The organism is Streptomyces malaysiensis subsp. samsunensis, from assembly GCF_024519315.1.
GTDB classification, from domain to species: Bacteria; Actinomycetota; Actinomycetes; order Streptomycetales; family Streptomycetaceae; genus Streptomyces; species Streptomyces malaysiensis.
In genome coordinates this window covers 1-13968 of sequence record NZ_JANIIC010000124.1, presented here as the reverse complement: position 1 = coordinate 13968, position 13968 = coordinate 1, and the positions used below count along the sequence as shown (strand labels likewise).

Below are 13968 nucleotides of genomic sequence, written 5' to 3'. Positions count from 1 at the left end.
GGAGCAGGTCGAGGCCGCAGCCACCGTCATCGACGCCCTCCCTGCCCAGAATGTTGCCCTCCGCGAGCAACTCGCCAACCGCTCCGCCGCTATAGTCTCACTGCCATTCGCCCAACGAGAGTGAGCCCGCTGAAGCCGACGAAGACTGCCGACACATGCGGTGGCATCTCCCAGCGGGTCGAAGCTCGCCATGGGCCTGCTGTATCTACTGTCAGGCGCGTATTCGTATCCCTGCTCGTACCCCGAGGCACCCTTTTCCTGGCGGAGCCGCCAGACTTCCCAGCCTCGGACTTTCCGGACTGTGGTGTCCGATAGAGGTGCCGGGAGGGATGTACCACTGACGTCCGTTAGTAGTACATATGCGAGCATTGCCACATATGTACGGCATGTAATGTGAGCAAAGGTTCGTAGGAGGCGGCGTGCTCAGTCTGGACCGACTTCGATTTCTAGTCGAAGTGGACCGTCGCGGAAGCATTGGGGCGGCTGCGAAAGCCATGCACCTGACGCCGTCGGCGATCTCCCAGCAACTGAAGGCCCTGGCACGGGCCGTTGGTACGGAAGTGGTGGAGACTTCGCCCGCCGGTAGCCGCTGTACGCCGGCCGGGCGCATCCTGGTAGACCATGCCATGCGCGCGATCGCAGAGCTCGATCTCGCCGAAGAAGCTGTGCGCTCGCTCGGCGTGCGGCGCACAGGTGAGCTGCGACTTGCCTGTTTTCCCAGCGTGGTCGGGTCGGTCCTGCCGGCCGTGCTCGTGGGACTGAGCCGCGAATATCCCGACGTACGGGTCATGTTCGACGTCATGCGCAGCCAGGAGTGTCTGGATCGACTGCTTACAGGCGCCGCCGATGCTGCGCTGATGGCCCGCTATCCGCAAGACAGTCCACTCAGCGCGGAACTGCGCTGTTCGGATCTGGCGAGTGACGAGACATGCCTCCTGATCGCTGCCGGGCACCGACTTGCCTCGCGGGAGAAGATCCCTCTCTCGGAGCTGTCGGGCGAGCCGCTGTTGCTGGAAGGCGAGAACAGCCCGTCCTCGCTCGCCTTCCTGGACGTCTGCCGGATGGCCGGGGTGATTCCCCTGGTCCGGGCCTACAGCCCCGATCCGAGGGTCGCGGCCGCCATGGTGGCAGAGGGCGTTGGCCATGCTGTCGTGCCAAAACTCGCCCTCCCCCAGCCCCTCACCGGGGCAGTCGCACGCGGACTTGAGTCGCCGGTGACACGGACGATCGTCTTGGTCAGCAAGCAACACAAGGCAGGCATCCCGGTGATGCGAGCTCTGCTGAAGTACGCACGCGCGGCATGTCAAGAGGCCACAGGGGCAAGCCCCACTTAATACCCCCCGAGCAGGTTGCGCTACTCGACGGGCGATGCAGTGCAGCAACATAGGAGAACCGAGTTCCGCCATCGAGCCGCTGACGGCGCGCGGTATTGCCCTCGAGGGAGTCTTATGTCCAAGGCAACAGATTCCGGTGTTTCCACCGAGTTCTTCGGTCATCCAGCGGGCCTGAAATGGCTCTTCGCCATGGATGCCTGTGAGCGCTTCTCCTACTATGGGATGCGCGCGATTCTGCTGTACTTCATCATCGATACTTCCGCACACGGGGGACTCGCTCTCAGTAAAGCCAGCGGACAAGCCCTAGTGGCGGTCTACGGCGCATCGGCGTATTTCCTCAGCATCCTAGGAGGCGTGCTCGCGGACCGTTTTGTCGGCCCGTACCGCTCGACCCTCTACGGCGGAGTGATCGTACTAACCGGGCACCTGCTGCTCATCCTTCCGGTAGAGGCTGCCTCATGGACGGGTATCTGTTGTGTCGCGGTGGGCACTGGCCTGCTGAAGCCGAATGTGCAGACGATGGCCGGCACCTTGTACCGGGATGGCGATCTCCGCCGTGACGGCGGATTCCAACTGCTCTACATGTCAGTCAACATCGGCGCGTTCTGCGCCGCGTTGATCGTGGGGATGCTGCGTGCGGCTGGCGGCTACCACGCAGGGTTCGCTGCAGCAGCCGTCGTGATGGCCCTCTCCCTGTTGGTCTTCCTGATCGGCCGGTCAAGCATGCCCGTTGAGGCCATGCACCCCACCCAACGGCTCGCCAGACACCAGCGTACGAAACTCGCCGTCGGCTCGGCAGGAGCTGTCACGGTGACCGTGGCAGTCTTCCTGTTGTTCCTGATGTTCTCCCACAACACACCGGATGCGGTGATCGGAACGGTATCGGTACTGTCGGCAGCCGCCGCACTGGGCTATTTCGCAGTGCTGTTCCGCAGCCGCTCGGTCACACCGTTCGAGCGCCGTAACGTTCGCGCCTACCTGCCCCTGTGGTTCGCCGCCCTTCTGGTCTGGATGATCGAGGAACAGGCAGCGGTCAAGATGGCCACCTTCGCGGCCTCGCACACCGATCTCCGAATCGGCGGCTTCCACATCCCGCCCGAGTGGTACCAGTCCATCAACCCTGCGGTCATCGTGCTGTTCGCCCCGTTCCTCGCGGCCTGGTTCACGACGCGGGCGGGCAAATTTCCGGGCCTGGCCCACAAATTCGTTTTCGGCACCGGAGTGACTGCGCTCTCGGCGCTGCTGATGGGGCTGGCATTCCAACGGTGGCCCGCCGGCGGTTCACTCGCGCCGTGGTGGGTGCTCCTGGCCGTATTCGTGATCCAGACCGTGGGCGTCATGTTTATATCGCCGGTCGGCGCGGCTGCCACCACCATGCTTATGCCAAAAGCCTTCAAGGCGCAGGGAATGGCAGTATGGCTTCTGAATAACGCAGTCGCTCAGGGAGTGGCCGCAGCCGTGATCCGCTACATGGACGAACTCTCCGATGCGGATTTCTACTACTGGCTCACGGCCATCACGGCAGCACTGACTTTCGTGCTGATGCTGTACAGCCCGTCGATCACCAGGAGGATGCGGGACCTGGCACAGAACCACCACAGCACCGACGCGAGCCAAAACCAACTCGTTGTAGGAGGAACCAAGTGAACGCAACACAAGTGGACGACTTCGTGGGTCTCCCGCGCTGGCGGGGCATGGCGCTGAGTCACGACGGCGCCCGACTGGTCGGCGTGGTCGACCACCTCGGCAAGGACGACAGATACCGCTCCGAGCTCTGCGAGCTCGATCCCTTCGCCGTCAAGCCACCACGCACCCTGTTCGAGTCCACCGGCCGGATCTCGGCATTCTGCTTCGCCCAAGGCGACCTCCATCTCGTCGACGATCGAGAATTGGTGGTGCTTGAGACCTCCGGCAGGCGCCGTCGCCTGGGGCCGGGTGATGCGATCGAGTCGCTCGTACCGACCGCTGACGGCACGCGCATCATCGTGGTCGGTAGCTCATCGCAAGGAGCCGGTTTGGGCGGCGCCGCCTTGCATCGGAACACCCCGATCCTGAACGACGACTCCGAGCGGGTCCGCCATCCGACGCTGTCGATCCTCGAGAACGGGACACTGCGGCGCATTCCAGTGGCAGGAACCGGACTCGTGGCCAAGTTCGGGTTCTTTCCCGACCGCTCCGGACGGCGGGTGCTGGCCAATCAGCGCAGAGCTGGGGAACGCGGTGAGTTCCGCATCGACCTGGTGCTCATCGAGACCGACACCGGGGAGATCACAGTCCTCCACCAGGAGGACGACGTCCGGCTGTTGGCCGGTCCCTTCGCCCCGGGCGGCACCAGCGCAGCCGTCCAGGCCGTGCGGCTCACTGCCGGTCTCAGCGAACGGCGTTCCCTGGCAATCGTGGACACAGCAACAGGAAATGTGAGCCCCCTCGCCGAGAACTGGGACCGTTGGGGAAAGCCGGAGGGCTGGCTGCCAGGCGGGCAACACCTTCTTGTCAGCGCCGACGAGGCGGGGAGTTCGCCCTTGTTCCTCGTTTCCGTACATTCCTCCGGCGTGATGAGGCTGACCGACGACGACTGCGCATACGAGCAGCCGCTTGTGCATCCCACCGAGGAAGTGGCCTTCGCGGTCCGTGCGACCATCCGGGTACCGGCGGAGTCGGTACGGCTGGACATCTGTGCCGCACCGCAGCAACCCCGTCCTCTGGGCCTGCCTGCCACGCAGCCTGAGTTTGCCGGCACCGTCACCGACCTGTGGATCCCTGCACGAGACGGTGTCGAGATCCACGGGCGGCTGATGCTTCCGCCCACTGCGACCGAGGACAATCCGGCACCGCTGGTCGTGTGGCCCCACGGGGGACCCGCAGTGTCCTGGGCAGGCTGGCGGTGGGCTCGCTCTCCCTGGCCCCTGGTCGCCCGCGGCACCGCGGTATTGATGCCCGACATCGCGATGTCCACCGGCTACGGCCAGGCATTCATCGACCGGGGATGGGGAGACTGGGGCGGCGCCCCATTCCGTGATCTGCTCGATGTCACCAGAGCCGTCACCGCGCGTCCCGACATCAACGCAGGCAGGGTCGCCGTCGTCGGCACCTCCTACGGCGGCTACCTCGCCTCTTGGGCGGCTGCGAACTGCGACGACTTTCACGCCGCAGTTGCGCACGCTCCACCCTGGGACCTCGAGCAGTTCCACACCGTCACTGACGATCCGGCCGGTTTCCGACTCCGCATGGATGCGGGCATCCGCCGAGGCCATTCACCCCGCTGGCAGGTCAACAACATCCGGATCCCCATGCTGGTCAGCCAAGGAGGACGGGACACCTGCGTGCCCCGCGAGCAGGCCCTGGCCCAATGGCGCGACCTGCTGGCCCAATCCCGGCTGGCCATGGACGGTGAGGGCCATTCAGCACACCGCTTCCTGTACCTGCCCTACGAAGGGCACCGGATTTCCAGCGTCCAGGCGACCAGGGCCTGGTACCACGCGCTGCTCACCTTCCTCGACACCCACCTGCACGGGCGCCCCGAAAGGTACCCATCGGAACTGACGGCCGAACACGACGGAGAGCTGGCGTGACCTATATAGACCTGCGCAGCGACACGGTCACCACGCCCACTGCGGCCATGCGGAAGGCGATGGCAACGGCCGACGTGGGCGACGACGGACGGCTGCTGCCCGACGGTCATTATGGTGACCCCACCGTCCGCGAACTCGAGGAAGTGGTCGCCGATCTGCTGGGCAAGCCTGCTGCCCTGCTCACCGCCACCGGCGTCCAGGCCAACCTCATCGCTTTGCGCACATGGTGCGAGCGCGGCGATGTGGTCGCTCTGGGGGAATCCTCCCACCTCATGCGACACGAAGCCGGGGCCTTCGACCCACGTCTTCTGGGACTGAGGGCACATCAACTCGCCGACCACACAGGCTTCCCCGACACGGACGGACTGGAGCAGTTCACCCCCAGGCTGCTCTGCTTGGAGAACACACACAATGCCGCCGGCGGTATTCCATGGCATCCAGCGCTCTGGCAACAGCATGACTCCCTCCCGGTACACCTGGATGGAGCACGGCTCTACAACGCCGCTGTCGCACTCAATACCTCGCTGAAGGAGATGGCCCAACCCGGCGACAGCGTCATGATGTGCCTGTCCAAAGGGCTCGGTGCGCCGGTCGGCTCGATCCTGGCCGGCGACACCGAGTGGATCAGCACAGCCCGTGACGTACGGCGGCTCATGGGCGGGCAAATGCGACAAGCCGGCGTTATCGCGGCAGCAGGCCTCTGTGCCCTGAGTGACGCACAGGAGCGACTCGCTCGGGACCACGAACACGCCAGCATGCTTGCCCATGCGTTGGCAGAGCTTCCTGGTCTCATGGTGCAGGCAGATACGGTCGCGACCAACATGGTCCTCGTTCAGACCCCGACGGGGCCAGCGGGAAAGGCGCACCTCGTTGACTACGCTGCCCAGCATGGCGTGCTGCTCGCCGGCCCTGGTGTGGATCGACTCCGAATGGTGCTGCACCATGACGTCACTGCAGCGGACCTCGAACGCGTGGTCGGAACCATTCGCGAGGGTCTTCAGCGTTCCTGATCCTGTCGCCCCCCCGCAGTTTACAGCGTGGGCCGGTGGCTCTGGCGCGTGCACACCTGTCTTGGGTGCCACGCTGCTTGATCGTGAGAGGGCGGTTCGTGGATCCGGATCCGCTTCGCGACCACCACCTGCGCGCCCTGCCCCGTGCGCGACCAGTGCACCCGATCCACCCAGTACGGACGCCAGCTGACCGTCCGCCCCCAGGATCAGGACGCCATGCTGGAACGCGTACGCACCGAGCAGGCCACGGACGAGTGGAAGGACCGCTACGCAGCCCGCGCAGGCGTGGAAGGCACCATCCACCAGGCCGTAACGACCGCGGGAGCCCGTCGGACACGCTATGTGGGCCTGGCCAAAACACACCTCGCGCACGTTTCTCACCGCAGCAGCAATCAACCTGATCCGTCTGGATGCCTGGTGGAACGACACCCCACTCGCCCGCACACGCACATCACGGCTGACTGCCCTCGCCCTTGCCGCATGAGCGAATTGGGCAACGGGGTCCGTCGATGTACTCGAAGAGCGCGAGGTTCGCCTGGGCCCTGGTCGCGAAGGTGCGGCCGCGGATGCACTCGGTTTTGACCAGTATCCACAGGTTCTCCGCCAGGGCGTTGTCGAACGAGTCGCCGACCGAGCCCATGGATGCCTGGATCCCTGCTCCGACCAGCCGCGTCGTGAGCTTGATGGAGGTGTATCGCGTGCCGTGGTCGGCATGGTGGACGAGCTCGCCGGGGGCGACCTCGCGGCTGGCCAGGGCATACTCCAGCGACGACAGGACCAGGTCGGCGTCGGCGTGGGCGGAGGTCTCCCAGGCCACGACCATGCGGGAGAACGCGTCCCGGATGGCCGACAGCCACAGCGGTCCCCCCCCTGATGGAGATCATGGTCAGATCGGTGACCCACAACCGGTTCGGCGCGGGCGCCGTGAAGTCGCGTTGCACCAGGTCCGGGGCCAGGTCGGCGTCCGGGTCACGGCGGGTGAAGCCCTTGCCTCTGCGGGGGCTGATCCCCGCCAGGCCGGCCTGGCGCATAAGCCGTTCGACACGCTTCCTGCCGACATGCACGCCCTCACGCCTGAGGACGGCGTGCACGCGCGGGGAGCCGTAGATGCCGCCGGAGTCCTGGTGGACCTGGCGGATCCTGTCTGTCAGTTCGGCGTCCTGACGGCGCCGACCACACGGTTCCTTCCCGGCGCGTCGCCAGCGGTAGTAGGTGGAGGGGGGAATGTGCAGTTCCCGGAGTACGGGCTCGGCCCCCAGGTGCGGGTGCTCGTCGATGAGCGCGGTCACCTGGGCCGGGTCGGGTCGGTGAAAGTCGGCCCGGGGCGCGGTTCCGGCTTTTCGGCCGGCCCGTTTCCCCGGACCGCTTCCCGAACCCGGCGGGCACCTCTCAATGCACCGGGCTCTCCACAAGCCCCGAAATGGACCGCGTGTTGGATATCCTCATCCCGCGATGGGCCAGGGAGCCGGGATTATCGAACCTCGGTAACGGTAGCGGGTCGTGCCTACCTTCCCGGGATCGAACAGCTCCCTGTTCTCGCTGGTGGGCCACCATCCGCCGCCGCAATAGCGGTGGCGGAGTTCCTTCCAGGTGGACCGGCGGTGTTTGCGCCGGATCCATCGCCAAACTGTCTGCCACGTGTAGTGGCTCAGACAGGAGAAGGTCGCGGAGGACACTCCTGGCCGGAAGTAAGCGCACCAGCCCCGCAACGTCATATTCAGTCGACGAAGCAGGTCATCCAACGGCTGGTTCACTTCGACCTCTCGGCACAATGTCTTGACCTTCCGTTTCACGGCCTGGACAGCCTTCTTCGCGGGGTAGGTGTAGACGAAGTGCTGCCTGGTCCCTCTCTTGCGGTGGCGCTGTATGTGCCATCCGAGAAAGTCCAGGCCCTCATCGATATGGGTGATCAAGGTCTTCTCCGGTGACAGGCGCAGGCCCATCGTGGACAAGACCTCAGTGATTTCCTCGCGCAGGACCTCGGCATCGGCTTTCGAGCCGAAGACCATCAGGCACCAGTCGTCCGCGTACCTAATAAGTCGGTAGTTGGGCAGACCATGGCGGTGCCGTCTGGCGCGGTCCACCTTCCCAGCAGTCGGGCCTCCCGGCGCCTGGGCGATGTACTCGTCCAGGACCGACAGCGCCACGTTGCTGAGCAGAGGCGAGAGAATCGACCCTTGTGGGGTTCCGGCGGTGGTTTCCCGCAGCAGGCGGTCCTCTCCGAGGATGCCCGACTTGAGGAAAGCCTTAACCAGTCCCAGGACGCGTCTGTCACCGACTCGATGCCGCAACCGGTCCATCAGGGCCGAATGCGAGATTTCGTCGAAACAGGCCGTGATGTCTCCCTCGACGATCCACTCATAATTGCGTGGCCGCGAAGCGAGATAGGGCACCTCGGCTACCGCGTCATGAGCCCGGCGGTTCGGGCGGAACCCGTAGGAACACGGGAGGAAATCCGCCTCGAAAATTGGCTCCAGCACCAGTTTCAAGGATGCCTGGACCACCCGGTCGGTGACGGTCGCGATCCCCAGACGGCGGAGCTTCCCACCGGCCTTCGGGATCATGCGCTCACGCACCGGCAGCGGACGGAAACTACGGTCCTTCAACTGCAACCGCAGTCCGTCAAGGAAATCCCCGGCTCCCTGCCCGGCCTCGACGGAACGCGCCGTGCGCCCGTCCACTCCAGCCGCGCGGGCACCCTTGTTACCCCTCACCCGATCCCAGGCCACCAGAAGGAAGCCCGGATCGGCAACGAGATTGTAGAGGTCGTCGAACCTGCGATGAGAATCATCACAAGCCCAACGGTGCAGCTTGGTCTGGATATTCAGTACCCGTCGCTCCGCCATGTATAAGGCGTGCTCCAGTTCGTCGGTATTCACCAGCGAAAACCTCCCGATATTCCAGCAGCCTCGACTGCTGACTTGCTGGCCCCCTTCGCCCTGCGGCCGTCTCTCACGGCCTCCACGGCGGGTCGTCATGCCCGCGACTACTACGGGGCCTCCGCCCCATCCCACGGCCCTCAATCGGCAACGGACCTGCCCACCGCTGAACCGGCTGTCCAGCAAGAGGGCGACCGCGGATGGTTCCCACGTTCACCATGTGATCGATTGGTCAGGGAGGCGCCCAGCTCTACTCCGGCAGCATCGCCACGCTTACGCCGCAGACCTTCGACGTGGCCTCCCCACCGTTACAGCTACACGGCTTCGGAGTTGGGATCCCCGACTCCTTGAATCGGACGTCCCACGCACTGCAAACCGGCCCATATCCACCAGATTTGACCCGGCTTCGCGTTTACGGAGCTTCCACCACTGGTTCGCTCTCGCTACACCTTCTGACCTCGCTGAACGGGCCCGCACCGTCTGGCAGTTTCGGTACGTTCCGCCTTCGTCGGGGCCGCTTGCCACCCTCCCCGGCGTTCCCCGGATCAGGCTGCCCCCAAGCTTCGATCAGGCCGCTGCGACGGCCTGACGGAAGTGGCCTTTCACCACCTCTCGATCAACATCGCGCCTCGTGGCGCACAGCTGGGCCGCGAAAAAAGCCGAGGCCGTCCGCAGCACCTCGTTCGCCCGCTTGAGCTGGGCGTTCTCCTTGCGCAAGGCCACCAGCTCCTCGCGCTCGGCGGTGGTGAGCAGGTCGTCCCGCTCGCCGGCGTCGGCCCCGGCCTGCCGGATCCAGGTACGCAGGGCCTCGTGATGCACCCCGAGTTCCTCGGCCATACGGCGGATGACAGGCTTCGGCTCAGCGGCGCGATACATCCGGACCGCGCGGACACGCAACTCCAGCGGGTACTTCCCGGGAGCAGGCATCGTCTGGTCTCATCTCGTGAGATCCACCTGACCTGCTGTCACCTTTCCCCGCATCTCGGGGGAACCTCACATGGCAGCACCTTCACCAGGGCTGTACACCAAGTCCAGCCCCTCCTGGCCGAGAACGGCTACACCATTCCACCCTCGACAGCCAGGTTCCGGACGTCGGCTGACGTCACCGCGTTCCTCGCAAACAGCAGTCCCACAAAACAGCATGTTGATCCTCTGTGAGCCCTTAATTAATCGACGGGCCCCGGAACCGAACCCGTGGAAAAGCTGGGCAGACCAGCAGATACCACCTGCCCCAAATCGAGCACCGACCCGGCACCAGCTCAGAAAACCGTTAGGAGATCCTTTTCAATCCAAGGCGGTGGATTCAGGATCACAGTAGCGGTCGAGTCGTCGCGGGGCTCCGGGCGGCCAAGTTCTTTGAGCCATCCAACGGCGACAAGCGCACGGCCATACCCAGAACCCCCGGCCCGCCGATCTTACGAACGACCGGCTCAGACCCACGATTGGAAGGTAGGACAAGCTGAGGGCCTCCTACAGCGGCACGATGACGAGGGCGGTGTCATCGCTGATGCCTGTCGATGGCAACAGAATCCGTCAGCAGGGCATCGGCGAGAGTTTCGGCCTCGGCTCCGCAGTGGCGGGTCAAGGAGTCGGCGAGCCGGGCAAGACCGGTGTCGATGTCCTCGCTCCGACGCTCGATCAGGCCATCGGTGTACAGCACAAGATATGCACCCTCGGTGAAGGGCGTCGTGGCCTGCGGCCAGGGGCCGTGCTTGAGGCGGGCGCCGAGTGGCGGATCGGTGGCCCGGTCCAGGAACTCGACGGTGCAGTCACTCCGCAACAGGGCCGGTGGAAGGTGGCCGGCGCTGCTGTAGGCGATGCAGTGGGTGTTCCAGTCGACGAACGCGTTGGCCACCGTCGTGTTCTCGGCTCCTACGACTGAGCGGGCGTACAGCTCCAGGATCTCCAAGGCGCGGGCGGGACCGCCGCAGGACCGCGAGGCGGCACTGAGAGCGCTGCGCAGTTGCCCCATGACGCTGGCCGCGGACAGTCCGTGACCGACCACGTCGCCCACGGCGACCCCGAGACGGTCGCCCGGCATATCCACCAGGTCGTACCAGTCGCCTCCCACCTCCAGCGTGCCGACGGCGGGCCGGTAGCGCACGGCCACCGGATGGCGTCCGACCTCGCGTGGAGCAGGCAGCATCGCCTCCTGCAGGCTCAACGCGACCACGCGGGCCTGGATCAGTTCGGTGACCTCCTCCACTCGGTGCAGCAGCAGCGCGACCTGCCCGTCCGCGCCCGGGACAGGGACGTTGGTCATGCTCCAGTAGCGCGCTTCCGCCGCCCGGGGCTGGATGGTGGTGTCCGTCGGATCGAACCGCTGCAGCTCCATGGTCTCGGGCCTGCCGGTTCTCGCGACCCGGCGCAGGGACTCCTCGATGTTGCGCGCCACGGCCGCGTTGGGATGATTCGGCCTGTCAGCGTAGTCATCGGGCATGTAGCGGCCGATGACGTGCACGCGGCTGCGGTTGATCACGCGCAGCCATTCCTCGTTGGCGTCCGCGAAGAACAGCTGCGGAGTCAGGAGAGCCACCGCCCCTGGAAGGGCTTGGAAAACGGCCATGTAGTCGATTTCTGGTTCTTTCATGACTATCCCGCCTGGACGCAGTGAGCTCTTCTTACATAATGTCGGATTTTTGTGGCAGGTGCCTCTGGCGCGTCGCCTCGAGGACCCCTTGCGTTGAGGCGACGGAGCCTCTCCTTCGCGAAATGCCCGCCCCTCGGTGCGGTGTGGGCCGAGCAGGTACCCCGCCCCTCCCGGATGGTGACGAAATCGGCAGGACGGCGGGTCGCCGCGAACACCCGCACGCTCCCGTTCCCCGGGGCCTCCGGTGCATGGGCTGTCCCTCGCGAATTTGGCGCCGATGCCACGACCGACCTGGAGACCATGCTGGAGTACGGGGCCGCAGCCGTCTGGACAGCAGGGTAGAAGGACGCGAGGCTGAAGCACGGAGAGACTCGGCCAACCGTTCATCTGAGTCCTCAGAGAACGAGTTCGCCCTCTACAGATGGAGCCCGTATCGTCGCAGGGTGTAGGGATTGCGAGCTTCAAGCGCCTTGGAGATCGCCGTCGCGAGACTGTCGCGATCGCCTGGGAGCCTGGATCAGGTCACTCATAGGCAGTTTCCCCGAGGTCCTCGCGGCGGGTACGTTCAGGACGCCCCGTTCAGGAAGCGGTCGAGGTGGCTGTCCAGGTCCAGCGCCTCGGCCTCCTGGGCGGCGGGTACCAGCTGGTAAGTGCGGTACACCCAGTGTTCGAGGGCCGGGAGCGGAGCGACGAGGTGGGCGAGGCCGCCCGGAGAAGTGAGGAGAAGGTGCAGGAGGGCGTTTGGGCCGGTCCCGGTAGGCCATATCCGCGCGTCGCCCTCTCCGCTGGGTGCCAGCATTCCCAGGGCGAGCAGCTCGCGTGAGATGACCCAGGGTACGGGGCCTCGGGCGGGGTCATGGAAGAGGAACTCCACCACCAGCGGGTCCTGCGACCTGTAGAGCAGGTGGGTTGGTACCGGGAGCCGTGTGCCCAGGGGTGACACGAGCTCCATGTCGAGAGTGTGGTTTAGGCAAGTGGCCATGGTTCTGTGGTGGTTCGGGGTCTGGGGTGGCGCCTGGGTTGTGGTGGCGGTGGTTGCGGGGCCTTCGCGCGGGGGCGGCATGCGGCGTCATGGTCGTTGCTGTCCCTTGAGCGGCCATGACGCCGCATGCCGCCCCCGCTGCCCTGAGGTGCCCGCCCACGTGTGGTGCGGGGAGTGATTCGGTCCGTGTCACTTGCCCGTCGGTGTGCGGCGGACCAGGCGGTGGTCCTGGGACCCGCGATTCTCAGCGGTGTGAACGGTCGTGGCGTTCCACGCTACCCCAGTAAGTGTGTCCGTGGTTCTCGGCTCAGCGGCTCTGGTCGAGGACCCACTGGCGCCGGTCTTCGTCGATCCGCGCCTGGTAGTCGTGGCGGTCGTCGTGCCGGATCCGATGGCGGCCTCCGTCGTGATCCTGCTTCCAGTGGCCACGGCCGTCGCTGCCCCGGCTGCCGAGTGCGCTGGGCCGGTCCCCGTTGTGGTTGTGCCGGTCCTCGTTGTGGTGGTCGGTGATTCGGACGGTGGATACGGCGCCCGACTGGCTACTGCTCGGGTGCATCGCCGCCGAGGCGGTGCCGCCGGTGGCGAGCAGTCCGGCTGCGGCGATGGTGGTCGAGGCGATCGCGACGACAGTCCGACGAACAGTCCCGCTTGTCATGGTTCCTCTCTTTTTTTCTCTCACGGCGAAGCGGGAACGTAACTCGCCGCGTGAGCCCTGCCGCCAGGTGAGGGAGGTGAACGCTTCCTGCCCGGGGCCGGTGGCAAGGGCTGCCACTGAGGGTGCGGGGTGGCGGTAGCGGGGCTGGGGCCGGCAGCCGACGGGGCCCTTGCGGTCCGGGGCTGTGGGTTGGGCGTCGAATGAGTGGGCGGTCACGTCCGCGCGGACGGCCGGCATGTAGTGGATTCCCCGCTCTGCCAGGGCGGTCCGAAGGTGGGCGTTGGTGCCGTAGGCGGCGTCGGCCACCACGACCGGCGGCCTCATGCCCCAGCCGGCCAGCGTGTCGAGCATGCCCGCCGCCAGTCGCCGCTTCTCGCGGTGCCCGGCCCCGGGCGGGATGCGGGTGACGGTCCTGCGGCCGGTGTCCGCCGCCCACTCCCTGGGCAGGAACAGCCGCCACTGCAGTGGACAGGAGGCCGTGTCACTGGCGGCGTGGACGCTGACCGCGACCTGGCAGTTGGCGCGTTTGCCCAGAGCTCCGCAGTACTGCGGAGCCACGGCGACCGACATTCTTCCGTCCTTGGGCAGCGACACGTCGTCGATCACCCAGGCCGTCGGGTTGACCAGTGGCAGCACGCGTTCGCAGATGCGCCGCTGCACCGGCACCGGGTCCCAGGTGGACTGGTTCACGAACTGCTGCAGGTTCTGTTCGTTGCCGTCCGGCAGCCGAGCGGCCATGGCCTGGATCGACTTGCGGCGGCCGTCCAACATCAGTCCCCGCAGGTAGCAGTCACCTTTGGCCCGCTGGTCCTTGCGCGGCACCGACGCGAACACGTCAGCCACGTATAACCCCAACTTCGCCCGGACACGGTTCACTTCATGTGCGTCCATCCACCCAACATGCCCAGGAACAGGCCGAACCGGAAGACCTGACGGAGTCCTACTA

8 protein-coding genes and 4 pseudogenes are annotated in these 13968 nt (G+C 65.8%); 5 read left to right on the top strand and 7 right to left on the bottom strand.

Going from position 1 to position 13968, the window contains the following annotated elements; all coding sequences use genetic code 11:
- Positions 1-419 precede the first annotated feature (419 nt).
- From NQU54_RS46900 to NQU54_RS49895, 5 genes are all read left to right on the top strand, one after another.
- Positions 420-1334 (top strand): LysR family transcriptional regulator, encoded by a 915-nt coding sequence (locus NQU54_RS46900; protein WP_257636381.1) that lies wholly within the window; start codon positions 420-422, stop codon positions 1332-1334.
- A gap of 114 nt (positions 1335-1448) precedes the next feature.
- Entirely contained in the window at positions 1449-2981 is a 1533-nt protein-coding gene (locus NQU54_RS46895) for a peptide MFS transporter (RefSeq protein WP_257636380.1), read from the top strand.
- Positions 2982-2992: 11 nt separating this feature from the next.
- Complete coding sequence (locus NQU54_RS46890; RefSeq protein ID WP_257636379.1) at positions 2993-4906, top strand: S9 family peptidase; 1914 nt, start codon at positions 2993-2995, stop codon at positions 4904-4906.
- Entirely contained in the window at positions 4903-5916 is a 1014-nt protein-coding gene (locus NQU54_RS46885) for a threonine aldolase family protein (protein ID WP_257636378.1), read from the top strand. Before NQU54_RS46890 ends, NQU54_RS46885 begins: the two co-directional genes overlap by 4 nt.
- Before the next feature lie 102 nt (positions 5917-6018).
- Positions 6019-6498 carry a transposase gene (locus NQU54_RS49895; protein ID WP_308408550.1) on the top strand — a complete coding sequence of 160 codons (480 nt, stop codon included), beginning with the start codon at positions 6019-6021 and terminating at the stop codon, positions 6496-6498.
- On the opposite strand, the pseudogene NQU54_RS46875 reads toward NQU54_RS49895, so the two are convergent.
- The 7 genes and pseudogenes from NQU54_RS46875 to NQU54_RS46850 all read right to left on the bottom strand — a co-directional run.
- Positions 6434-6778, bottom strand: a pseudogene (locus NQU54_RS46875) (transposase); the annotation flags it as partial. The gene NQU54_RS49895 and the pseudogene NQU54_RS46875 overlap by 65 nt on opposite strands.
- Positions 6779-6920: 142 nt before the next feature.
- Positions 6921-7205: pseudogene (locus tag NQU54_RS50480) on the bottom strand (IS3 family transposase); the annotation flags it as partial.
- A 153-nt stretch (positions 7206-7358) separates the two neighbouring features.
- On the bottom strand, positions 7359-8795 hold the full coding sequence (ltrA, locus tag NQU54_RS46870; RefSeq protein ID WP_257636377.1) for a group II intron reverse transcriptase/maturase: 1437 nt from the start codon (positions 8793-8795) through the stop codon (positions 7359-7361).
- Between the two features lie 567 nt (positions 8796-9362).
- Complete coding sequence (locus NQU54_RS46865; RefSeq protein WP_257636376.1) at positions 9363-9722, bottom strand: transposase; 360 nt, start codon at positions 9720-9722, stop codon at positions 9363-9365.
- A gap of 543 nt (positions 9723-10265) precedes the next feature.
- Positions 10266-11385: pseudogene (locus NQU54_RS46860) on the bottom strand (PP2C family protein-serine/threonine phosphatase).
- 565 nt (positions 11386-11950) lie between these two features.
- Complete coding sequence (locus tag NQU54_RS46855; protein WP_257636375.1) at positions 11951-12337, bottom strand: SsgA family sporulation/cell division regulator; 387 nt, start codon at positions 12335-12337, stop codon at positions 11951-11953.
- A gap of 661 nt (positions 12338-12998) precedes the next feature.
- Positions 12999-13913, bottom strand: a pseudogene (locus tag NQU54_RS46850) (IS701 family transposase); the annotation flags it as partial.
- Positions 13914-13968 lie beyond the last annotated feature (55 nt).

Coding starts and splice junctions, on each gene's coding strand:
- NQU54_RS46895 (WP_257636380.1), top strand. CDS start 1,449: ATGTCCAAGGCAACAGATTCCGGTGTTTCCACCGAGTTCTTCGGTCAT.
- NQU54_RS46855 (WP_257636375.1), bottom strand. CDS start 12,337: ATGGAGCTCGTGTCACCCCTGGGCACACGGCTCCCGGTACCAACCCAC.
- NQU54_RS46865 (WP_257636376.1), bottom strand. CDS start 9,722: ATGCCTGCTCCCGGGAAGTACCCGCTGGAGTTGCGTGTCCGCGCGGTC.